This window comes from Tabrizicola sp. YIM 78059 (genome assembly GCF_004959785.1).
Taxonomy (GTDB): domain Bacteria; phylum Pseudomonadota; class Alphaproteobacteria; order Rhodobacterales; family Rhodobacteraceae; genus Tabrizicola; species Tabrizicola caldifontis.
In genome coordinates this window covers 23,940-44,922 of the sequence record NZ_SJZH01000002.1, presented here as the reverse complement: position 1 = coordinate 44,922, position 20,983 = coordinate 23,940, and the positions used below count along the sequence as shown (strand labels likewise).

21 protein-coding genes and 1 tRNA gene are annotated in these 20,983 nt (G+C 65.0%); 14 read left to right on the top strand and 8 right to left on the bottom strand.

The features are described 5' to 3' along the window. Positions 1-698: 698 nt before the first annotated feature. Both EZM81_RS18185 and EZM81_RS02835 read left to right on the top strand, forming a co-directional pair. Positions 699-1,424 (top strand): flagellar hook-length control protein FliK, encoded by a 726-nt coding sequence (locus EZM81_RS18185; protein WP_169052289.1) that lies wholly within the window; start codon positions 699-701, stop codon positions 1,422-1,424. An 8-nt stretch (positions 1,425-1,432) separates the two neighbouring features. Then, the gene (locus EZM81_RS02835; RefSeq protein ID WP_135450139.1) at positions 1,433-2,095 is read left to right on the top strand and encodes a flagellar hook capping FlgD N-terminal domain-containing protein; all 663 of its coding nucleotides are present in this window, start codon (positions 1,433-1,435) and stop codon (positions 2,093-2,095) included. A gap of 9 nt (positions 2,096-2,104) precedes the next feature. Here the strand turns inward: EZM81_RS02835 and ubiB are convergent, their stop codons facing one another. Both ubiB and ubiE read right to left on the bottom strand, forming a co-directional pair. Continuing rightward, positions 2,105-3,637, bottom strand: coding sequence for a 2-polyprenylphenol 6-hydroxylase (gene ubiB / locus EZM81_RS02830; protein ID WP_136644720.1), 1,533 nt, complete (start codon positions 3,635-3,637; stop codon positions 2,105-2,107). A gap of 97 nt (positions 3,638-3,734) precedes the next feature. Next, positions 3,735-4,481, bottom strand: coding sequence for a bifunctional demethylmenaquinone methyltransferase/2-methoxy-6-polyprenyl-1,4-benzoquinol methylase UbiE (ubiE, locus tag EZM81_RS02825; RefSeq protein WP_136644719.1), 747 nt, complete (start codon positions 4,479-4,481; stop codon positions 3,735-3,737). A gap of 83 nt (positions 4,482-4,564) precedes the next feature. Here ubiE and mutM point away from each other — a divergent pair, with 83 nt between their 5' ends. The 8 genes from mutM (at position 4,565) to gyrB (ending at position 14,137) form a co-directional block, all read left to right on the top strand. Beyond that, a complete protein-coding gene (gene mutM, locus EZM81_RS02820; protein WP_136644718.1) occupies positions 4,565-5,416 on the top strand; it encodes a bifunctional DNA-formamidopyrimidine glycosylase/DNA-(apurinic or apyrimidinic site) lyase in 852 nt (283 codons plus the stop codon). A 57-nt stretch (positions 5,417-5,473) separates the two neighbouring features. After that, on the top strand, positions 5,474-6,250 hold the full coding sequence (locus EZM81_RS02815; protein ID WP_136644717.1) for an enoyl-CoA hydratase: 777 nt from the start codon (positions 5,474-5,476) through the stop codon (positions 6,248-6,250). 224 nt (positions 6,251-6,474) lie between these two features. Beyond that, positions 6,475-6,744, top strand: a complete 270-nt coding sequence (gene rpsT / locus EZM81_RS02810) for a 30S ribosomal protein S20 (protein WP_135450144.1) — start codon at positions 6,475-6,477, stop codon at positions 6,742-6,744. A 519-nt stretch (positions 6,745-7,263) separates the two neighbouring features. Then, positions 7,264-8,616 (top strand): chromosomal replication initiator protein DnaA, encoded by a 1,353-nt coding sequence (gene dnaA, locus EZM81_RS02805; RefSeq protein ID WP_135450145.1) that lies wholly within the window; start codon positions 7,264-7,266, stop codon positions 8,614-8,616. Between the two features lie 115 nt (positions 8,617-8,731). Continuing rightward, on the top strand, positions 8,732-9,850 hold the full coding sequence (dnaN, locus tag EZM81_RS02800; protein ID WP_136644716.1) for a DNA polymerase III subunit beta: 1,119 nt from the start codon (positions 8,732-8,734) through the stop codon (positions 9,848-9,850). A 35-nt stretch (positions 9,851-9,885) separates the two neighbouring features. Further along, the gene (gene recF / locus EZM81_RS02795; protein ID WP_136644715.1) at positions 9,886-10,980 is read left to right on the top strand and encodes a DNA replication/repair protein RecF; all 1,095 of its coding nucleotides are present in this window, start codon (positions 9,886-9,888) and stop codon (positions 10,978-10,980) included. 4 nt (positions 10,981-10,984) lie between these two features. Beyond that, positions 10,985-11,605, top strand: coding sequence for a LysE family translocator (locus EZM81_RS02790; RefSeq protein WP_136644714.1), 621 nt, complete (start codon positions 10,985-10,987; stop codon positions 11,603-11,605). 81 nt (positions 11,606-11,686) lie between these two features. Next, positions 11,687-14,137 carry a DNA topoisomerase (ATP-hydrolyzing) subunit B gene (gene gyrB / locus EZM81_RS02785; protein ID WP_135450149.1) on the top strand — a complete coding sequence of 817 codons (2,451 nt, stop codon included), beginning with the start codon at positions 11,687-11,689 and terminating at the stop codon, positions 14,135-14,137. Between the two features lie 45 nt (positions 14,138-14,182). On the opposite strand, the gene EZM81_RS02780 is transcribed toward gyrB, so the two are convergent. Together EZM81_RS02780 and EZM81_RS02775 are read right to left on the bottom strand one after the other, a co-directional pair. After that, positions 14,183-14,755, bottom strand: coding sequence for a dimethylsulfonioproprionate lyase family protein (locus EZM81_RS02780; protein WP_136644713.1), 573 nt, complete (start codon positions 14,753-14,755; stop codon positions 14,183-14,185). 12 nt (positions 14,756-14,767) lie between these two features. Next, positions 14,768-14,843 (bottom strand) — tRNA-Arg (locus tag EZM81_RS02775). Positions 14,844-15,082: 239 nt separating this feature from the next. Here EZM81_RS02775 and EZM81_RS02770 point away from each other — a divergent pair. Beyond that, complete coding sequence (locus EZM81_RS02770; protein ID WP_256371603.1) at positions 15,083-16,114, top strand: LacI family DNA-binding transcriptional regulator; 1,032 nt, start codon at positions 15,083-15,085, stop codon at positions 16,112-16,114. A 17-nt stretch (positions 16,115-16,131) separates the two neighbouring features. On the opposite strand, the gene EZM81_RS02765 is transcribed toward EZM81_RS02770, so the two are convergent. From EZM81_RS02765 to EZM81_RS02750, 4 genes are all read right to left on the bottom strand, one after another. Beyond that, positions 16,132-16,539, bottom strand: coding sequence for a cytochrome c (locus EZM81_RS02765; protein ID WP_248298114.1), 408 nt, complete (start codon positions 16,537-16,539; stop codon positions 16,132-16,134). Positions 16,540-16,708: 169 nt separating this feature from the next. Next, positions 16,709-17,134 (bottom strand): NUDIX domain-containing protein, encoded by a 426-nt coding sequence (locus EZM81_RS02760; protein WP_136644712.1) that lies wholly within the window; start codon positions 17,132-17,134, stop codon positions 16,709-16,711. Positions 17,135-17,144: 10 nt separating this feature from the next. Then, on the bottom strand, positions 17,145-17,429 hold the full coding sequence (locus tag EZM81_RS02755) for an NfeD family protein (RefSeq protein ID WP_135450153.1): 285 nt from the start codon (positions 17,427-17,429) through the stop codon (positions 17,145-17,147). After that, entirely contained in the window at positions 17,430-18,311 is an 882-nt protein-coding gene (locus EZM81_RS02750; protein ID WP_135450154.1) for an SPFH domain-containing protein, read from the bottom strand. 144 nt (positions 18,312-18,455) lie between these two features. On the opposite strand from EZM81_RS02750, the gene EZM81_RS02745 reads away from it, so the two are divergent. Genes EZM81_RS02745 through lpxK form a run of 3 tightly spaced genes read left to right on the top strand, consistent with a single transcriptional unit; the run spans position 18,456 to position 20,887 of the window. Beyond that, positions 18,456-18,701, top strand: a complete 246-nt coding sequence (locus EZM81_RS02745) for a DUF4170 domain-containing protein (protein ID WP_135450155.1) — start codon at positions 18,456-18,458, stop codon at positions 18,699-18,701. Between the two features lie 3 nt (positions 18,702-18,704). Continuing rightward, the gene (locus EZM81_RS02740) at positions 18,705-19,898 is read left to right on the top strand and encodes a 3-deoxy-D-manno-octulosonic acid transferase (RefSeq protein WP_136644711.1); all 1,194 of its coding nucleotides are present in this window, start codon (positions 18,705-18,707) and stop codon (positions 19,896-19,898) included. Then, positions 19,898-20,887 (top strand): tetraacyldisaccharide 4'-kinase, encoded by a 990-nt coding sequence (lpxK, locus tag EZM81_RS02735; protein WP_136644710.1) that lies wholly within the window; start codon positions 19,898-19,900, stop codon positions 20,885-20,887. The genes EZM81_RS02740 and lpxK overlap by 1 nt, the downstream gene beginning before the upstream one ends. The last annotated feature ends 96 nt before the right edge of the window (positions 20,888-20,983 follow it).

Below are 20,983 nucleotides of genomic sequence, written 5' to 3'. Positions count from 1 at the left end.
TGCACCCTGCGATTGGAATGCGCCACTGCCGCAGGAAACCATGCTGTTCCTTTTGCCCGGAACGGCCGGGGTGCGCGTGCCCGGACTTGCGTCAGACGTCGGTGCAGATCCGCAGGGGCAGGCCATCGGCAGCGAGACATCGGCACCCGAAGCCTTAGACCCCTGCACGCGGGAAACCGCAGATGCGGCAATCGACCGCCCGGTTGACAGTCCGGGTCCTTTCGTCAGGGGCTTGCCGCATTCCGATGATATGGCGCCGAACGATGACGGCCGGAACTGCACTGGTGCGGCAGGGGTGCCGGATGTCCCCGCACAGGACGGATCCTCCTTTCCTGCACGGAATGCAACAAGCGCCGCCAAGCCCGGGGAAGTGGTCCGTGATCAGGCATCAGAGGCTTCGGTTTCCGGCCTTGTCCCTGCCCGGAATCCGGCGGTCGTCGATGCGTCGCCGGGAAATGGGCCGGCGTCTGCACCGGCGGCTTCCCCGACCCCGCCGTGCCTGTCTGGCCGGAACCGGCCGGCGGGCGGCCTTGTCGCCCCCCCCCCCTCTGGCCCCGGCACCACCGGTTTCTTGCGACCACGGTGCAGCCGGTTCCAGAGGGCCGACCGCAGGTCATGCCATCCCGATCACGGTCGGCCATGCCGGGGCAGAGACCGCTTTGCCGTGGCATGGGCTGCAGCAGGCTGCGGAAGGGGATTTGGACGGCCTGACCTTTGTCGCAGGCAGCCCAGGTCGGGCAGCCGCTGCCGGCCTTGCACCCGTGATTGTGCCAGACCATCCGGAAAAGCAACGTCCGACAGACAGCACTGCGGGCGCGGATCTGCTGGCGGCCGAGCAAGCGTTCCGCAGGCCAGTGCCAGCGTCGGCCCTGGCGCCGATGGCCGGGCCTTCTGGCGGGCTGCTGCCGGATCCCGCCGCGCTGCCGCTGCTTGCCCACACATTACCGCACGCATCGACCGGGGCGATGGCGCATGCGCCAGCCTTGCCGAATATCGGCGCAAGCATTGGCCAGCTTGCCTTGGCGATCGTCGACCCCGGCCGGCATGCGAAGGACAAGGTCACCGAAATCCGTCTGTCGCCTGATGAACTCGGCAGTGTCCGCGTGACCCTGCAGACGGATGCCGCAGATCCCGATCGGATCGCCGTGATGCTGAGCTTTGATCGCCCCGATACGCTCGACCTGTTCCGGCGCCATGCAGAGCAACTGACCGAAGCCTTGCGTTTGGCCGGCTTTCCTCGGGCAGAGATCGGCTTTGGTCAGCACGGTGCGGATCAGTGGCAATCCGGCACCCCCGGATCAGGACGGGAGGAGCCCCGGCGCTATGGGGGCGCATCGGATGCCATGCCCGCGGATGCGGCCGTGAAGCCTGGAGTTTTGCGGCAATCTGCAACCCCCGCATCTTCGCTGGATCTTCGATTGTGAGGACTGCCATGACTGTCGCAACCGTAATGCCCTCGTCCGGTGCCACCGCTTCCGGCAACAAACCGGGCCAGGCCTCCGGGATCGCGTCCGATTTCAACACTTTCCTTCGGATGCTCACGGTGCAGATGCAGAACCAGGATCCGCTGAACCCGATCGATTCTGCGGATTATGCGGTGCAACTGGCCACCTTCTCGGGGGTCGAACAGCAGGTGCGCACGAATCAGCTTCTGTCCGAGATGACGACGCGGTTCCAGCAGATCGGCATGGCCGAAATGGCCAGCTGGGTCGGGAAAGAGGCGCGTACGGATGCGATGGTGCGCTTCGATGGTCGCCCGGTGACCCTGTCGCCCAACCCGGCGCAGGGGGCGACCCGGGCGGTTCTCGAGGTGCGGGATGCGCAAGGCCGTCTGGTCGCACGCGAGGAAATTCCCGTCACTGCAGAACCATACGCCTGGTTGGGTGCCGATGCGGCCGGCAATCCGCTGCCGCCCGGGGCTTACTCTCTCAAGCTGGAAAGTCTGCGCGGAGAGGAAGTCATCTTCACCGGCCCGATGGAGCATTATGCGCGTGTGGTCGAGGTGCGCGGCACGCCTGCAGGGACCAGCCTTGTCCTTGCAGGTGGCAGCGAAGTGTCTGCCAACCGCGTCACGGCCCTGCGCGAGGCACGCTGATGCCTCCGGTCAGAAGAGGCGATCCGTCAGCACCCCGGCTGCGAAGGCCGCCAGTATCACCAGTAGCCAAAGCCCGACCTTCATGCGGGGGCCGGGTCGCGCAGGAGGTGTGGTCGGGTTTCCGGCGCGGATGAGCTGGGCCTCGACAAGACCCGGAAGTTTCGGCCCGAAACGCGCGAGAACCCGGGCGGTCTTTGCCAGATCGCGCAGAACCGCCTTTGGTCCGACGTTCTCGCGGATGTAGCGTTCGACGATCGGGCTGGCCACTTCCCAGATGTTGATGTGCGGATCCAGGGACCGCGCCACGCCTTCGACCACGACCATCGTCCGTTGCAGAAGGATCAGCTCGGTCCGCGTTTCCATCCCGAAGCGTTCGGTGACCTCGAACAGGTAGGCGAGGAGCCGCGCCATCGAGATGCGGCTGGCATCCATGCCGAAGATCGGCTCGCCCACCGCCCGCAGCGCGCGGGCAAATTCGTCGATGTCGCGGTCGGGGGGGACGTAACCCGCCTCGAAATGCACCTCGGCCACGCGGCGGTAATCCTTGCGGATGAAGCCCATCAGGATCTCGGCATAGACCCGGCGGGTGTATTCGTCGATCCGGCCCATGATGCCGAAGTCATAGGCGATGATGTCGCCGTTCGCGGCCACCTTCAGGTTGCCCTGGTGCATGTCGGCATGGAAGAAGCCGTCGCGCAGCGCGTGGTTCAGGAACAGCTGCAACACGCGGGCGCCCAGCACCCGGCGGTCGTGGCCGGCGGCCTCGATCGCCTCGACATCGTTCAGCCCGATCCCTTCCGCCCAGCCCAGCGTCATCACGTTGCGCGACGACAGGAACCATTGCGGCTTGGGCACCTGGAAGCCTTCGTCCTGCGCGGTGTTCGCCGCGAACTCGGCGGCGGAGGAGGATTCGAGCCGCAGGTCCAGCTCTCCCATCACCACGCCTTCGAAATGGGCGATGACGTCCACGGGGCGCAGCCGGCGGCTGAAGGGGGCCAGGCGCTCGATCCAGCGGGCGGCGAGGTAGAAGGCGTCGATGTCCTTGCGGAAGGCGCGTTCGATTCCGGGTCGCAGCACCTTGACCGCGACCTCCTCGCCGCTGTCCGCCAGCCGCGCGCGGTGGACCTGGGCGATCGAGGCGGCGGCGACGGGTTCCGAGAAGTCCGAGAACAGGTCGGCGACCGGCACCTCGAGTTCCGCCTCGATCATCTTCTTGGCGGTCTCGGTCGGGAAGGGCGGCAGCTTGTCCTGAAGATATTTGAGTTGCTCGGCCAGCTCCTCGCCCACGATGTCGGGGCGGGTGGACAGGACCTGGCCGAACTTGATGTAGGCCGGCCCCAGCGCCGTCAGCGCGCGGGTGGCGGGGGGCAGCGCGGGGTCGCCCTTCAGGCCCAGCCACTTGAACGGCCAGCCCAGCATCCGCGCGGCGAAACGCAGCCGGGGCGGGGCGCGGAAGGCCTCCAGCACCACGTCCATGGCGCCGGTGCGTTCCAGCGTGGCGCCGGTGCGGATCAGGCGGACGATGTTGTGCGGGCCCCTCATGCGGCGCGCTCCGGGCGGCTCTTCGCTCCCATGCGGTCGCTCATCGCGGGGCGAGGCAGCGAAGAGGGACCGAACGGGGCCGATGAGCGGCAGGGCATCACAGCTTCCAGCCCGAATGCAGGGCGGCGATGCCCATTGTCAGGTTGCGGTATTTCACCTGCTCGAAGCCGGCGGCGCGGATCATCGCCGCGAAGGTTTCCTGATCGGGGAACCTGCGGATCGATTCGACGAGATACTGATAGCTGGCGCGGTCGCCAGCGATCACCTGGCCCATCACCGGGATGATGTTGAAGGAATAAAGGTCATAGACCTTCTGCATCAGGTCGTTCGGAATCTGGCTGAATTCCAGCACCATCAGCCGCCCGCCGGGTTTCAGCACGCGGTAGGCCTGGGACAGGGCATCGGGGATGCGCGTCACGTTCCTTATGCCGAAGGAGATGGTGTAAACGTCGAAGCTGTTGTCGGGGAACGGCAGCGCCATGGCGTCGCCGACGACCCAGTCGAGGCTGTGGGCCAAGCTTTCCGCCTCGGCGCGCTTGCGGCCCTCGATCAGCATCGGCTCGGTCATGTCGCAGACGACGGCCTGCGCGCCGGGCGCGCGTTTCAGGAAGCGGAAGGCCACGTCGCCGGTGCCGCCGGCCACGTCCAGAAGCCGCTGGCCGGGGCGCGGGGCCAGCCAGTCCATCATCGCGTCCTTCCACAGCCGGTGGATGCCCAGGGACATCGCATCGTTCATGATGTCGTATTTCGAGGCCACGCGCGAAAAGACGCCATGCACCATGCCGGCCTTTTCGGCCTCGGGCACGTCCTGAAAGCCGAAATGGGTCGTCTTTTCTTCGCTCATCGGTCTTGCGATCCTTCGCCCTGACGCCTCCTTATAGTCCGCCACCCCGCGCCTGCAATGCGCCCATCTGTCAGGGACCGCCGATGCCTGAACTGCCCGAAGTCGAAACCGTGCGCCGCGGCCTGATGCCGGTGATGGAAGGCGCGATGATCGCCCGGACCGAGGTCAACCGCCCTGACCTGCGATGGCCCCTGCCCGAACGGATGGCCGAGCGGCTGACGGGGCAGCGGGTGAAGGCACTGCGGCGGCGGTCGAAATACCTTTTGGCCGATCTTGATTCGGGCGAGACGCTCCTGGTGCATCTGGGCATGTCCGGGCGGATGCTCGTCTCGGGCGCGCGGGTCGGCGCCTTCCACCGCGACCACCCCGCACCGCAGAAGCACGACCATGTGGTGCTCCACCTGGAGGGTGGCGCAAGGGTGACGTTCAACGATGCCCGCCGCTTCGGCGCCATGGACCTGACACCCACCGACCGCGCTGGTGACCACCCCTTGCTGGCGGGGCTGGGGCCGGAACCCTTTGGCAATGATTTCAACGAAGCCTACCTTGCGGACCGCCTGAAGAACCGGAAGACCCCGATCAAAGCCGCACTTCTGGATCAGAGGATCGTGGCCGGTTTGGGCAACATCTATGTTGCCGAGACGCTTTACCGCGCCCGGATCAGCCCCTTGCGACTGGCCGGTGATCTTGCACAATCGCAGGTTCACGACCTGGTGCCGGCCATTCGGGACGTTCTGGCCGAAGCGATCGAGGCGGGAGGGTCGAGCCTGCGGGATTTCCGGCAGGCCAATGGCGAGCTTGGCTATTTTGCCAAGCATTTTCAGGTATATGGTCGGGAAGGCGAACCCTGCGAAACCCCCGGCTGCGCCGGCACGGTCGTCCGTACGGTCCAGTCGGGGCGATCATCCTTCTGGTGTCCCTACTGCCAGAGGTGACTTGCCATCGCCCCGTTTGGTGCTAGGAGTCAGCCGACCGCCAGAAGGAGGGCCGCAATGGCCTATGAGACCCTGATCGTCGAGGTCGAGGACTATGTGTCCCTGATCCGCCTGAACCGCCCTGACGCCATGAACGCCCTGAATTCCACGCTGATGCGTGAACTTGCGGCGGCCGTGACGGCGGCGGAAACGAATGATCGCGTGCGTTGCATCGTGATCACCGGCTCGGAAAAGGCGTTCGCCGCCGGGGCCGACGTCAAGGAGATGGCCGAGAAGGGGTTCATAGATGTATTCTTCGATGACCTCTTCGGCCCCGAGGCAGCCACCATCGCCCGCGCCCGCAAGCCGATCATCGCGGCGGTGGCGGGCTATTGCCTGGGCGGCGGCTGCGAGCTGGCCATGCTGGCCGATTTCATCATCGCCGCAGACACGGCCAAGTTCGGGCAACCGGAAATCAACCTGGGCATCGTGGCAGGCATGGGCGGCACCCAGCGGCTGACGCGGGCCGTCGGCAAGTCGAAGTCGATGGACATGCATCTTACCGGGCGCTTCATGGACGCTGCCGAAGCGGAACGTTGCGGGCTGGTCAGCCGGGTCGTGCCCTGCAAGTCGCTGCTGGAAGAAACCATGAAGGCCGCGCAGAAGATCGTCGAGAAATCGGCGGTGACGGCGATGGTCGTAAAGGAATGCGTGAACCGGGCACAGGAAACCAGCCTGTCCGAAGGGCTGCTGTTCGAACGGCGCATGTTCCACGCCATGTTCGCGACCGAAGACCAGAAGGAAGGCATGGCCGCCTTCCTTGAGAAACGCCAGCCGCAGTTCCGCGACCGATAGGGCGGCCTTTCCAGCTGGTGGCACCGTGCCGTCGAAGCCAGCCGCGCAGCCTTGCAAGGCTATCCGCGATCCTGCGCTTGGGGGCTTTCCTTTTCGGTCGCGCTGCACTAATGGACGACGTACATGCGCGTGGGCCCGCTTAGGCAAGAATCATTCCCGATCCTTCGGTCGGGGCCTTGTGGTCTTTCGTGCAATCTGAAACGCAAAGATCCCGAGGTAGCCAGATGGCCAATACCGAACAGTCCAAGAAACGCGCCCGTCAGGCGCAGGCGCGCTATGCCGTGAACAAGGCGCGGCGCTCTCGCATTCGCACTTTCCTGCGCAAGGTGGAAGAGGCGATCGCTTCGGGCGATGCTGCCGCAGCCGAGGCTGCGCTTAAGGCTGCGCAGCCAGAGCTGGCACGCGGTGTGACCAAGGGCGTACTGCACAAGAACACCGCCGCGCGCAAGATGTCGCGCCTGTCCTCGCGTGTGAAAGCCGTCGCCAAGGTCTGATCGGCGCTTCCGTCCGGTCTGGAAGGGCGCCCCCGGAAGGGTGGCGCCCTTCGGTATTTCCGGGCCGCCGGAACCCGTAGCCAGGTCGGGCCGTTGCCGATTTGCAAGGGGGCGCGGATTCGGCTTCCGTAAGGCTGTGTCAAGCGCGTTGTTCGGTTGCGGCGCCCGCGGACCCCTTGCTAGCTTCAGCCTGCGATTCACTTCGTCTTGGGGGACATGAACGGATCGCGAAGGAAAAGCTGCTGCACAGATCGGGTGCTGCCGTGCCGGAAGATCTGAGTTTTTCCTTTGTGGTCAATGATATAAGGGCGGCATTCCTGCTGCCCCGTCATACTGGTCTGGCTGCCGGGTAACCGGTGGCGCCAGGCTGGTTGCTTCCTGTCTTCCTTCGGGAAGCGTCGAGTCCGTTGCGCAGCCGCAGTGGACATTGCGCTTGGCGAGGGTGGTTCGTCCATGGCGAGGCAACTGTGCATGTCCGGCGGATCTTCTGCCGGTCAGTCGATATTGGCAGGCGACAGAATGACGAACGAAACTTGGGGTCAGGTCCGGGAAGAACTGATCAAGCGGGTCGGCAAGAACAATTACGTCACCTGGATCGAACCCCTCAAACTGTCGCATCTCAAGAATGGCGTGGCGCGGTTCGAAGTGCCGACGATCTTTTTCGGTGACTGGGTGCAGCGCAACTATGCCGACCATATCCGTTCGCAGCTGGCCAGTGCTGGAGAGCCGGTAGAGCGCATCGAATTTGCCGTAGGCGGTGCCGGGTCCAGAAGCCCCGCCACGACGCCGGTGCTGAAATCGGTGCGGACTAGGCCCGTGTCAGAGGAAGATCTTCCCGGCGCACCGCTGGATGCCCGATTCACCTTCGACACCTTCGTTGTCGGCAAGCCGAACGAGCTGGCCCATGCCGCAGCCCGGCGGGTAGCCGAAGGCGGGACCGTCACCTTCAACCCGCTGTTCCTTTATGGCGGGGTCGGACTGGGCAAGACGCACCTGATGCACGCGATCGCGCATGAGCTGAACGCCCGCCGCCCCGAGCTTCGGGTACTGTATCTGTCGGCCGAGCAGTTCATGTATCGCTTCATCCAGGCGCTGCGCGACCGTCAGGTGATGGATTTCAAGGAGCTGTTCCGGTCCGTTGATGTGCTGATGGTCGATGATGTTCAGTTCATCGCCGGCAAGGATTCGACGCAGGAAGAATTCTTCCACACCTTCAATGCGCTGGTGGATGCCAACAAGCAGATAGTCCTGTCGGCCGACCGCGCCCCGGGCGAGATCAAGGATCTCGAGGAACGCATCAAGTCGCGCCTGCAGTGCGGCCTGGTCGTCGATCTGCACCCGACAGACTACGAACTGCGGCTGGGCATCCTGCAGCAGAAGGTCGAACATTACCGCGCGCAGTATCGCGGCCTGATGATCGCCGACGGGGTGCTGGAATTCCTTGCCCACCGGATCACCACCAATGTCCGCGTTCTGGAAGGCGCACTGACCCGGCTTTTCGCCTTTGCTTCGCTGGTCGGGCGCGAGATCACGCTGGATCTCGCCCAGGACTGCCTGGCCGACATCCTGCGGTCGTCCGACCGGAAGCTCACGATCGAAGAGATCCAGCGCAAGGTGGCCGAGCACTACAACATCCGCCTGTCCGACATGATCGGGCCGAAGCGGCTGCGCACCATCGCCCGGCCGCGGCAGGTGGCGATGTATCTGGCCAAGCATCTGACCCCGCGCAGCCTGCCGGAAATCGGCCGGCGTTTCGGGGGGCGCGACCACACCACGATCATGCATGGCGTGCGCAAGATCGAGGAGCTGATGGCCACCGACAGCCAGCTGGCCGACGATCTGCAACTTCTGCGTCGGCTGCTTCAGGGCTGAGCCGGGGCTGCTCTTGACGGCCCGGCCAATCCTAATCACAGTCGCGCGCAGCACTTGTGAACCGGGAAAAACCGGGTAAATTCGGCGTCCCTTCAGGGGTCGGCAGGGGGAAGAGATGAAGCTTTCGATCGAACGCGCCACGTTGCTGAAGGCGCTGGCGCAGGCCCAGTCGGTCGTGGAACGCCGCAACACCATTCCGATCCTTGCCAACGTTCTGATCGAGGCCGAAGGCAATCAGGTCTCCTTCCGTGCCACAGATCTCGACATCGAGGTCGTTGATCGTGCACCGGCCATGGTCGAACGGTCGGGCGCGACGACTGTCTCGGCGGTAATGTTGCATGAAATCGTTCGCAAGTTGCCGGACGGCGCCCTGGTAAACCTGTCGGATGATGCGGCTGCGGGACGCCTGACCATCACGGCAGGACGGTCCACTTTCAGCCTGGCCACGTTGCCGAAGGAAGATTTCCCGGTGATGGCGTCCAGTGAATATTCGTCGAATTTTTCGGCCAAGGCACCGGTTCTGCGGCGGCTGTTCGACAAGGCCAAGTTCGCGATCTCTACCGAAGAGACGCGCTATTACCTGAACGGTGTCTACATGCATGTGGCGCAGGGCGACGGCGGCAAGGTTCTGCGCTGTGTGGCGACCGACGGCCATCGGCTGGCCCGGATCGACGCGCCCCTGCCCGAAGGGGCCGAGGGGATGCCCGGCGTGATCGTGCCCCGCAAGACGGTGGGAGAACTGCGCAAACTGCTTGACGACGATGATGCGAACATCGCCGTATCGGTTTCCGAAACGAAGGTTCGTTTTGCTACCCCGGCGATCACCCTGACTTCGAAGGTGATCGATGGCACATTCCCCGATTACACCCGCGTCATACCGACCGGCAACAGCAAGCGGCTGGAAGTGGACGCCAGCGAATTCGCCAAGGCGGTTGACCGTGTGGCCACGGTGTCTTCCGAACGTTCGCGCGCAGTGAAGCTGTCGCTTGACGAGGATCGGCTGGTACTTTCGGTGAACTCGCCCGACTCTGGCGCCGCCGAAGAGGAGCTGGCCGTTGCCTATGGCGATGAGCGGCTGGAAATCGGCTTCAACGCGAAATACCTGCTGGAAATCGCCAGCCAGGTGGACCGTGAGAATGCGGTGTTCTTGTTCAATTCAGCGGTCGATCCCACGCTGATGCGCGAAGGCAATGATACTTCGGCGGTCTATGTCGTGATGCCGATGCGGGTCTGATCCGGCCCGAACGCCCGTTCTGAAAGGGAAATTCTGTGGGCGGTCTGGTGATCGAAACCCTCGCCCTCTCGCACTTCCGCAGCCACCGCAGTTCGCGCCTGGTGCTGGACGGGCGTCCCTTGGCGTTGGTCGGACCGAATGGTGCCGGCAAGACCAATGTGCTTGAAGCGGTTTCGCTGCTGTCTCCTGGCCGTGGCCTGCGCCGTGCTGCAGCCGAGGATCTGGCCCGCCGGCCCGAGGGTCTGGGATGGAAGGTCAGCGCCACGGTCCGGGGCCTTGGCGGTGCGCACGAGATCGAGACATGGGCCGCACCGGGCGAAGCGCGGCAGGTGCGGATCGACGGCAAGGCCGCCACTCAGGCAAGTCTGGGCCGGGTCATCCGTATCCTTTGGCTGGTTCCGGCGATGGACCGGCTGTGGATCGAGGCTGCCGAGGGACGTCGCAGATTCCTTGATCGAATGACGCTGAGTTTTTTCCCCGAACATGCCGAACAAACGCTCGCCTATGAAAAGGCGATGCGGGATCGGAACCGGCTGATCCGCGATCAGGTCACGGATGCAGCCTGGTATGCCGCGCTGGAGGCGCAGATGGCCGAGGCGGGGCTACAAATCATGCGGAACCGCCGCGCCGCCCTTGCCCGGATCGCGTCAGCGGCAGACCCGCACAGCGCCTTTCCATGGGCCACGCTTTCCCTGACCGGGCCGGAGGGCGCAGAGGAACCCGCAGACCTAGCGAAGGCACTGGCTGACAGCCGCCGCCGTGACATGGCAGCCGGGCGCACGCTGATCGGCCCGCATCGCGCCGACCTTGCAGCGCGCTTCGCCGCAAAGGACATCCCGGCTGACCAATGCTCTACCGGAGAACAGAAGGCCTTGCTGATCAGCCTGATCCTCGCAAACGCGCGCGCGCTGGCGCAGGATCTTGGGCACGCACCGGTGCTGCTGCTAGACGAGGTCGCCGCACATCTGGATATGAACCGACGCGCCGCGCTTTATGACGAAATCTGCGCCCTGGGTGCGCAGGCCCTGATGACCGGGACCGAGCCGGGGCTTTTCGATGCGCTCGGCGCGCGAGGAGAGCTGGTCACCGTGAGGGACAGCGACGATGGTTCTAGGGTCGCGCATGGATAAGTGAATGACAATTTCTATTCATCAGTTGCTGCTCTATGCTTTGGGTATGGCCGGTCTCTGGGCGGTGCCCGGCCCGGTCTGGGTTGCGCTTACGGCACGGGCGCTGTCGGGCGGCATGGCGGCCGCCTGGCCCCTAGCGGTTGGCGTGGCACTGGGCGACCTTGTCTGGCCCCTTGCTGCAATCCTGGGTCTTTCCTGGATCGTCAGCAGCTACGGCGACGCATTGTCTGTACTGCGCTGGATCGCGGCGCTGATCTTTCTGGCCATGGGGATCATGCTGGTCCGCAAGCCCGCAGCTGCCCCGCATGCCGACAGCCGCCTGACGCGGCCCGGCATATGGGCAGGGTTCAGCGTCGGTCTTGCGGCCGTCATCGGCAACCCAAAGGCAATCCTGTTCTACATGGGGGCGCTGCCGGGATTCTTCACGCTCGAGACGCTGAAGCCGATCGACATCGCGCTCATCATCGCGATCTCAGCGCTCATCCCAATGGCCGGAAACCTGGGTCTCGCCCTGTTCCTCGATCGGGCGCGGCAGCTGCTGTCCAGCCCGGAAAACCTTCGCCGGATGAACCTGGGCTCGGGCATCCTGCTGATTGGTGTGGGCGTGGCCATTCCCTTTGTCTGACCACCAAATCTGGTGGCCAAGGGGTGACATTGCCCGGCCGAACCGCTATAAATCGCGGGCAACGACAAGGGTTTCCCGCGCATGGCTGAACAGCCCAGCAAGGCCGCCGAATACGGCGCCGAATCCATCAAGGTTCTCAAGGGGTTGGAGGCGGTCCGCAAGCGCCCCGGCATGTACATCGGCGACACCGACGATGGCTCGGGTCTGCACCACATGGTCTATGAGGTGGTGGACAACGGCATTGACGAGGCGCTGGCCGGACACGCGACCGAGGTCGTTGTGAAGATCCATGCCGACGACAGCGTGTCCGTGCGCGACAACGGCCGTGGCATTCCCGTAGATCTGCACCCGGAAGAAGGCGTGAGCGCCGCAGAGGTCATCATGACCCAGCTGCACGCCGGGGGCAAATTCAACAACACGGACGAGGGCGGCAACGCCTACAAGGTATCGGGCGGGCTGCACGGTGTGGGCGTATCGGTCGTGAACGCCCTTTCGGAATGGCTGGAGCTGACCGTCTGGCGCAACGATACCGAGTACCGCGCCCGGTTCGAGGACGGCGAATGTACGGTGCATGTGCACCCCGTAGGCCCGGCGCCCGGCAAGCGCGGCACCGAGGTGCGCTTCCTGGCCAGCGCCAAGACCAACCGCCCGGACGGGACGTTCAGCAATCTCGATTACAACTTCAAGACGCTGGAAACCCGGCTTCGTGAACTGGCGTTCCTTAATTCGGGCGTACGCATCGTGCTGGAGGACGAGCGTCATGCCGAACCGCAGCGGGTCGAGCTGTATTATGAAGGCGGCGTGCGCGAGTTCGTGAAATACATCGACCGCTCCAAGACGCCCGTGATGCCCGAGCCCATCTACATGGTCGGCGAACGCAATGGCATCGGGGTCGAGATTGCGATGTGGTGGAACGACAGCTACCACGAAACCGTATTACCGTTCACGAACAATATCCCGCAGCGTGACGGTGGCACGCACCTGGCCGGTTTCCGCGGGGCGCTGACGCGAACGATCACGGCCTATGCGCAGTCTTCGGGCATCGCCAAACGCGAAAAGGTGGATTTCACCGGCGACGACGCCCGCGAGGGGCTGACCTGCGTGCTGTCGGTCAAGGTGCCGGATCCGAAATTCTCCTCCCAGACCAAGGACAAGCTGGTCTCCTCCGAAGTCCGTCCGGCGGTGGAGAACCTGGTGAACGAGAAGCTGGCCGAATGGTTCGAGGAAAACCCCGGTCCGGCCAAGGTCATCGTCGGCAAGATCATCGAGGCAGCTCTTGCGCGCGAAGCCGCCCGCAAGGCGCGCGAGCTGACCCGGCGCAAGACGGCGCTCGACGTGGCCAGCCTGCCCGGAAAGCTGGCCGATTGTCAGGAACGCGATCCGGCCAAGTCGGAATTGTTCCTGGTCGAGGGCGACAGCGCCGGCGGCAGTGCCAAGCAGGGCCGCAGCCGCGCCAATCAGGCCGTGCTGCCCCTGCGCGGCAAGATCCTGAACGTGGAACGTGCGCGGTTCGACCGGATGCTGTCCAGCCAGGAAATCGGGACGCTGATCACCGCACTGGGCACCGGAATCGGTCGCGACGAATTCGACATTTCGAAGCTGCGCTACCACAAGGTCATCATCATGACCGACGCAGACGTGGATGGCGCGCATATCCGCACGCTCTTGCTGACGTTCTTCTTCCGGCAGATGCCGCAGCTGATCGAAGGCGGCTATCTCTACATTGCGCAGCCGCCGCTATACAAGGTCACGCGCGGGCGATCGGAGGTCTATCTGAAGGATCAGGCTGCCCTTGACGACTATCTGATCGAGATGGGCACCGAAGGCGCCGTGTTGCGGCTGGCCGATGGTCAGGAAATCGCGGGCAATGACCTGGTCAGGGTGATCGAGGGTGCGCGCCAGTTTCGCCGGGTGCTGGATGCCTTCCCCACGCATTACCCAAGGCCCATCCTGGAACAAGCTGCCTTGGCTGGGGCATTCGATCCGGGTCGGGCGGATGAGGATCTGCAACTGGTCGCCGACACGGTCGCCAGGCGTTTGAACCTGATCGCACCCGAGTTCGAGCGCGGCTGGCACGGCCGCGTCACCCAGGACCACGGCATCCGTCTTTCCCGCATCCTGCGCGGCGTCGAGGAATTGCGCACGCTGGACGGCGCGGTGCTGCGTTCCGGCGAGGCGCGCAAGCTTTCCCAGATCGCAGGGCAATACCGCGACATCTATCGCGAGCCGGGGCGCCTTGCGCGCAAGGAGCGGGATCAGCCCGTGTTCGGGCCGATCGACCTGCTGAAGTCCATCCTGGCCGAGGGCGAGAAGGGCCTGACCCTGCAACGCTACAAGGGGCTGGGCGAGATGAACCCGGATCAGTTGTGGGAAACCACGCTTGACCCCGAGGCACGGACGCTGTTGCAGGTCAAGGTGGACGATTTGGCCGAGGCGGATGACATATTCTCGAAACTGATGGGCGATGTCGTCGAGCCGCGGCGCGAATTCATCCAGCAGAACGCGCTGAGCGTGGAGAATCTGGATTTCTGAACCCCGAGGGGCCGGTGGCATGGGGGCCTGAAGGCCGCTTCCCGGTCAAAGCGGCAGATACCAAAGCGCCAGGAAGGGCCCGGTGCCCGAGCGCATTGCATGCGTGATACCGGGCGGATTGTAGATGAAGCCGTCCGGCCCCGGGTCCGTCCAGTCCATCGCGCTGTTCCACCATTCGCCCGGAGTAAGCGAGAGATAGACCTCTTCCGGGGGGTGGTCGTGATCCATGTAGTTGACGTTCGGCGCCATGACGGTTGCGCCGATCCACAGATCGTCGCGCGTCTCCAGCCCGCCGGGGCCCAGGATCACGGCGTTGGCATGGCCGTTCCAGAACGCGGGTTCGCTTTCGCTTGCCGAGCCGCGACGGTACCAGCGTAGCCGGCCTTCCAGCGCGGCGAATGCTCCGGCAAGATCAGCCCGACCGGCAGGCGCGCCTGCCAGGGCTGTGGCGATCCAGTCGCAGACCGGAAGACGCGCTGCCCCATCCCCGGGGCGGCCCGGCATCGCCGCCCTTGCGATCACCTTCTCAGCTGCCCGCAGCGCCTGGCCTGAGCAGGCAGCCCGCAAGGCCCGTGCCGAACTGTCCAGAAAGGCGGCAATATCGGGGGGTCGGTCCATTCTGCCCTCGCATGGTGACCCCGGCAGGACTTGAACCTGCAACCTTCCCCTTAGGAGGGGGACGCTCTATCCGTTGAGCTACGGGGCCCTTTGCACTGAATGCTCGGAAATCCGTCGCAAGGCAACCGGTGAAAAGAAAAGGGGAGGCAAGTTTTGGCCCACTACCCCCCCCTTGGTCCGACGCATCCGGGTTGAGAGCTTGCTTGGATGCGCAGGATATGGCCAGCCTATCCGGCTGTTAGCGCTAGCATTATCATGGCAAAGCACCTTGGACAAGCCCCGGCATTGGCGTTAACAAGAGATATCCCCAGCCGCCGGAACAGCACCTTGACCAAGCCTTCGTCAGACCCGCGCCATACCCTGACCCTTCGCGATGTGTCCGAAGCATCCGGCGTCAGCGAGATGACGGTCAGCCGGGTGCTGCGGAATCGGGGCGATGTGTCGCCGCAGACGCGGGAAAAGGTGCTGGAGGCGGCCCGGGCGCTGGGCTATGTGCCGAACAAGATTGCCGGTGCCCTTGCCAGCCAGCGGGTAAACCTGGTCGGAGTGGTGATTCCCTCGCTGTCCAACATGGTCTTTCCCGAGGTGATGACCGGGATCTCCGAGGTGCTTGAAGGCACCGGCCTGCAACCCGTGGTCGGCGTGACCAACTATCTGCCCGACCGCGAGGAAAAGGTCATCTACGAGATGCTGTCCTGGCGGCCCTCGGGGATGATCGTGGCAGGGCTGGAACATTCCGATGCGTCGCGTGCGATGCTGCGCAGGGCAGGCATCCCGATTGTCGAAATCATGGACATCGATGGTGATCCGATCGACCACGCCGTGGGCATTTCGCACCGGCGGGCCGGGCGGCAGATGGCCGAAGCGATCATTGCCGCGGGCTATCGCCGCATTGCCTTCCTCGGCACGCAGATGCCGAACGACCACCGCGCCAGAAAGCGGCTGGAAGGGTTCGAGGAAGCCCTTGCCAAGGCAGGGCTGCAGCTGGTTGATCGGGAATTCTACTCTGGCGGTTCGGCGCTGCTGAAAGGTCGCGAGATGACGGCCGTCGTCCTGAACCGCACACCCGACGTTGATTTTCTATACTATTCCAACGACATGATCGGCGCGGGCGGGCTGCTTTACTGCCTGGACAAAGGGTTGGATGTGCCCGGCCGCATTGGGCTGGCCGGATTCAACGGAGTAGAACTTCTGGACGGCCTGCCGCGCAAGCTGGCCACGATGGACGCCTGCCGCCTTGAGATCGGCCGCAAGGCCGCCGAGATCATTGCGGGCAAGGCCAGTCCCGGCGCCAAGGTGGAACTTTTCCCAAAGCTGGAGCCCGGCGACACGATCCGGCCAGTCTCAGGCCAACACTGACCCCCGCACGCCGCCGATCACTGCTGGATCGATTCGAGATACTTCGCCAGCGACAGCACGCGGCCCCGAACTTCCAGCACGCTGCCGTAAGGGCCGGCGGTATCGCCAATCTCGTCCGAGAAGACACGGCCCCAGACCGGCATCGTCCCGCCATGTGCCCGCAGGCCCGAACGGCCGTCGATGACATGCAGAACGTTCAGCATCGGGAAGACACCGCCGTTGTTCTTCGCCAGAAGCGTGAGGTTCGGAGACGGGACGTTCACCACATCGGCCATGTCACCATCGCCCATGCCGGTGGCTCCGTGGCAGGCGGCGCAGTGGTCGGCATAGAGAGTGGCGCCAATGTCGGCCTCTTGCGCGCTGCCGGCCGTGCAAAGTGCGCTTCCCGCGAGGCAGGCAGCGATCAGAACCATCTTCGATTGCATCAGTCAGTCCTCCCTCTGAACGGATCAGGTTTTTCAATCTGACCGATGAGGAACGATCCCGCGTTGACGCAGATCATTGTGAGATGCGGTCGCAAGATGGTCTTGCAGTGCCACGCTTCGGAACGGCCGACAACCCGGATGCAAGCGGCCTTGCGTCGCGAGACGCCAGTCAGGCGTTTGTCGGGTGCCAGTCTGCCTGAAGAATGCGCACCCGCCTCTGCAATTCGCCAATGACATCCGGGCGTGCGAGAAAGTCCTGCACTGACATCAGCGACCAGCCCAGACCATCATCCCCGAAAAGGATGACCGAGACCTTGGCCGGCAGAAGATGACCGCCGAAGAAGACCGAAATGCGTGAAGTGTCCGTCATCGAGGGAAACATCCGTCGCCATACCAGCCGTTCCGGCGCAAGCGTCAATCCGAATTCCGCGTGCAGTTCGCGCGGCACGCAGACCCCGGCCGTCTCGTCGCCCTCGCGTCCGCCGACGGGAAGATCCCACAGGCCGGGCCAGGGTAGCCCGGGTCTGTCGTCGTGCCGCAAGGTCAGGATCGATGCCCTGCAGAACAGCGCAGCCTTGGCCCCCGCAAAGGTCATGGGCAGGGGGTCAGGGATTGTCGTTGATGTCGCGGTCCCAGATCTTCACCTGGCCTTGGCGTATGCCTACCACCCGACGCAAGGCCAGCCAGGCAACGACCGACAGAACCGCGAAGACCAGAAGCAGCGCCGCAATGCCCGACGGGGCAAACCCGATGCCGACCAAGATCCCCGTCGCCACCGCGCCGATGGCGAAGCCAAGGAAGATGTAGCCCGGGGCCAGAACCTCAAGAACGCCCAGCGCAAAGCCCAGGATCACCCAGGCCCACCATGTGTCTGCTAGGGATTGCAGCATCTAGCCCCGTCCTTTCAGCATCTTGAAGGCGTCGCCGAAGGCCTCCAGCACGTTGGCGGGCACGAGGATGGTCTGCTTGCCCTGGCCCACGGCGATGGCTTGCAGGGCCTCGACCTGTTTCAGCGCGACCTGATACTGCGCGGCTTCCAGCCCACTTTCCTTGATCGTGCCGGCAATCACGCCGGTGGCGTAGGCTTCGGCCTCGGCGGTAACGCGCTTGGCCTTGGCCTGCTGTTCGGCGGCGTAGAGTTCGGCGTCGGCGGCCAGTTCCACGGCGCGCTTCTTGCCCTCGGCCTCCATCACCTGGGCGCGGCGGGCGCGCTCGGCGTTCAGCTGCTGCAACATGGCGGCGCGCGTCGCCTCGTCAAGGTTCACGTCCAGGATTTCGGCCCGCGTCACCTCTACCCCCCAGTCGTCAACCATGGCCTTTACCTGTTCACGCACCCGCTCGATCAGCTGGGCGCGGCCGGACTGCACCTGGTCGAGTTCCAGCTTGCCGATTTCGGACCGGACGATCCCGGCCACGGTGGTTGCGATCGCCCCGTCCACGTCGCGGATGCGGTAGACAGTCTTTTCCGGCTCGGTCACGCGGTAGAAGACCGAGGTCTCCACCTTGACCAGGACGTTGTCGGCGGTAATGGCGTCCTGGCTGGCATTGGGCAGCTGGCGTTCCAGGACCGAGACCTTGTGCGCGACGCGGTCGAGGAAGGGTACGACGAAGTTGATCCCCGGTCCCAGGACCGACCGCAGCCTGCCAAAGCGTTCCACCACGTGCTTTTCGCTTTGCGGCACGATGCGGACGCCGAGGACGATGCAGAGAATGATGAACAGCGCGATGGCCAGATAGACCCCGGGCCAGCCAATCAGAAAGGAAAGATCCACGGCAATACCTCCATCTCAATCCCGCCTCCGGGGCAGGGTGAGGGCGAATGTGGCCCCTTGCGACCTGTGACGCAAGTCTGGTGGCAGCCTTCCCCCTGCCGGCGGAAACGGATAGGCTCCTTGCGCCACAGAATGGAGCCGATCATGACCCAGCGCCTGCATCTCGTCTTCGGGGGCGAGTTGGTGGACCCTCAGTCGAATGTCTTCCGGGACGTATCGAAGATTCACGTCGTCGGCATGTTCCCGAACTACGAGTCGGCCTACCAGGCCTGGAAGGCCGAGGCGCAGCGCACCGTGGACAATGCCCACATGCGCTATTTCATCGCCCATATCCACCGCCTGCGTGACGAGGAGAAATCCGGTTCGCCGACCGAGGAGCTTGGCGGCTAGTCCATGCCGGCATCGCTGGGGCTGAAGCTCTATAATCTCGGACACCGGCGCGAGGTCGGCAAGACTGCGGTGCGTGTCGCGCGTCCTGCCGGACGGCTTGCCTGGCTGCACGCCCCGAACCCCGGCCAGGCCAGCCCGATGCTGGCACTGGCCCGGCGTCTTGTCGAGGAAGACGGCCTTGCCGTCCTGCTGACCTGCCCGGCAGAGCTGCCAGGACGGAACGGTGTGCTGCAAGAGAAGCCGCCAGCGGACAATCCCGCCGAAATCCGCGCCTTCCTTGACCACTGGCGCCCCGAGATCGCCGTCTTTTCCGAGGGCGAATTGCGCCCTGCCGCCCTGCACGAGGCATCAGAGCGCGGGATCCCGCTGCTGATGGTCAATGCCACGATGCCGGCTTTCCTGCGCGACCGCGATGCCTGGTATCCGGGGTTGATGCGCGCGGCACTTTCGCGGTTTTCCCACATCTGCGCCGTGGACGAGCCCGCCGCGCGCGCGTTCCGCAAATCCGGTGCGGTGCTGTCCAGTGTCGCGGTGACGGGCCGGATGGAAGAGGAAAGTGTCGCTCCACCCTGCCTTGAGGCAGAGCGCGCGGCTCTGGCCCGGGTTCTTGCCACGCGACCGGTCTGGTTTGCGGCCGGTCCGCCCGAGGCGGAAGAGTCTGCCGTCCTTGCCGCCCATCGTGCCGCACTGCGCTATTCGCACCGGCTGCTTCTGATCCTGATGCCCGATGATCCCGGCCGGGCGGAGGCACTGTCGCGGCGTCTGGAGGAGGAGGGGTGGTCGGTTGCCCAGCGGATGCAGGATGAAGAGCCAGACCCCGAGATCGAGGTATTCGTCGTCGACAACCCGGCCGAATACGGGCTCTGGTATCGGCTGGCCCCGATCACCTTTCTGGGCGGCACCCTGAATGGCCCCGGTCCGACCCGAAATCCGATGGAGGCGGCTGCACTTGGGTCGGCCATCCTGCATGGTCCTCGGACCGGTGCCTTCGGCCAGGTCTTTGCGCGCCTCGGGGCGGCGCGGGCCACGCGGGCGGTGGTCGCGGCCAGCGATCTGGGAGATGCGCTTGGCGATCTTCTGGCACCTGACCGGACGGCGCGGCTGGCCCAGGCCGCCTGGGCCGTGGCGAGCGATGGCGCCGAGGTGACCGAGGCGGTCCTCGCCCGGATTCGCGCCCTGACTGATGGCGCCGCCTGATGCGGGCCCCGGGATTCTGGTTCCGTCCGCCTGACCGTCCTGGCCTTCTGCCGCGACTTCTGGCCCCACTTGGATGGCTGTACGCCGCAGGAACGGCGCGGCGTCTGCGGCGCCCCGGCCATGTGCCTGGTGTGCCGGTCATCTGCATCGGAAACCTGGTGGCGGGCGGGGCGGGCAAGACGCCAACCACGCTCGCCCTGGTCGAACGCCTGACCGCACGGGGCCAGGCGGTGCAGGTGGTCAGCCGGGGTCATGGCGGTCGGCTGAAGGGGCCGGTCCGGGTGGATGCCCTGCGCCACCGTGCCGGTGACATAGGGGACGAACCGCTGCTGCTGTCGGCCGTCGCCCCGGTGTGGGTGGCCAGGGATCGCGCCGCCGGGGTGCGCGCGGCGGAAGCAGCCGGGGCAACGGTCGTGCTTCTGGATGACGGGTTCCAGAACCCGGCCGTGCGCCCCGCGCTGGGGCTGGTCGTGGTCGACGCCGCAAGGGGGTTCGGCAACGGGCGCTGCATTCCTGCCGGCCCGCTACGCGAACCCGTGGCCGTGGGCCTGGCGCGCGCCGATCTGGTGCTGACCATCGGTTCGCCCCAGGCTCAGGCCCACTTCGATGCGATCTGGGGCGCGCAGGTCACGGTGCCAAGGCTGCGCGGTGTGCTGGAACCGTTGCGCATGGGCATGGATTGGCAGGGCACAAGGGTGCTTGCCTTTGCCGGCATCGCAGACCCCGCGCGCTTCTTTGCGACATTGCGGGCAGAGGGCGCAGAGGTCGTGCGCGGCGAGCCGCTGGCCGATCACGAGATGCTGTCGGAAACCCTGCTGCGCCGGCTGGAGGCCGAGGCACTGGCCCACGGCGCACAATTGGTGACGACGGAAAAGGATGCGGCCCGCCTGCCGCCGCACTGGCGGCCCAGGGTGCTGACGCTGGTGGTGCGTCTGCGGATCGAGGACTGGTCAGCGCTGGATGCCGCCTTTGACCGTCTGGGTCTCTAGGTAAACCGCGTGGCGGCGTTTCCCGGGGACACGACGATGACTTCGTGCCCGATCACCGGGGTGAACTGACGACAGGACGAAGGCGCAGGATCTTGG

What these genes read in the sequence shown, in the direction of transcription:
- lpxK (WP_136644710.1), top strand. Translation starts at nt 19,898, where the DNA reads ATGCGGGCCCCGGGATTCTGGTTCCGTCCGCCTGACCGTCCTGGCCTT.
- mutM (WP_136644718.1), top strand. Translation starts at nt 4,565, where the DNA reads ATGCCTGAACTGCCCGAAGTCGAAACCGTGCGCCGCGGCCTGATGCCG.
- dnaN (WP_136644716.1), top strand. Translation starts at nt 8,732, where the DNA reads ATGAAGCTTTCGATCGAACGCGCCACGTTGCTGAAGGCGCTGGCGCAG.
- EZM81_RS02760 (WP_136644712.1), bottom strand. Translation starts at nt 17,134, where the DNA reads ATGACCTTTGCGGGGGCCAAGGCTGCGCTGTTCTGCAGGGCATCGATC.
- ubiB (WP_136644720.1), bottom strand. Translation starts at nt 3,637, where the DNA reads ATGAGGGGCCCGCACAACATCGTCCGCCTGATCCGCACCGGCGCCACG.
- rpsT (WP_135450144.1), top strand. Translation starts at nt 6,475, where the DNA reads ATGGCCAATACCGAACAGTCCAAGAAACGCGCCCGTCAGGCGCAGGCG.
- dnaA (WP_135450145.1), top strand. Translation starts at nt 7,264, where the DNA reads ATGACGAACGAAACTTGGGGTCAGGTCCGGGAAGAACTGATCAAGCGG.
- EZM81_RS02815 (WP_136644717.1), top strand. Translation starts at nt 5,474, where the DNA reads ATGGCCTATGAGACCCTGATCGTCGAGGTCGAGGACTATGTGTCCCTG.
- EZM81_RS02745 (WP_135450155.1), top strand. Translation starts at nt 18,456, where the DNA reads ATGACCCAGCGCCTGCATCTCGTCTTCGGGGGCGAGTTGGTGGACCCT.
- ubiE (WP_136644719.1), bottom strand. Translation starts at nt 4,481, where the DNA reads ATGAGCGAAGAAAAGACGACCCATTTCGGCTTTCAGGACGTGCCCGAG.
- gyrB (WP_135450149.1), top strand. Translation starts at nt 11,687, where the DNA reads ATGGCTGAACAGCCCAGCAAGGCCGCCGAATACGGCGCCGAATCCATC.
- EZM81_RS02790 (WP_136644714.1), top strand. Translation starts at nt 10,985, where the DNA reads ATGACAATTTCTATTCATCAGTTGCTGCTCTATGCTTTGGGTATGGCC.
- EZM81_RS02835 (WP_135450139.1), top strand. Translation starts at nt 1,433, where the DNA reads ATGACTGTCGCAACCGTAATGCCCTCGTCCGGTGCCACCGCTTCCGGC.
- EZM81_RS02740 (WP_136644711.1), top strand. Translation starts at nt 18,705, where the DNA reads ATGCCGGCATCGCTGGGGCTGAAGCTCTATAATCTCGGACACCGGCGC.
- EZM81_RS02780 (WP_136644713.1), bottom strand. Translation starts at nt 14,755, where the DNA reads ATGGACCGACCCCCCGATATTGCCGCCTTTCTGGACAGTTCGGCACGG.
- EZM81_RS02765 (WP_248298114.1), bottom strand. Translation starts at nt 16,539, where the DNA reads ATGCAATCGAAGATGGTTCTGATCGCTGCCTGCCTCGCGGGAAGCGCA.
- EZM81_RS02755 (WP_135450153.1), bottom strand. Translation starts at nt 17,429, where the DNA reads ATGCTGCAATCCCTAGCAGACACATGGTGGGCCTGGGTGATCCTGGGC.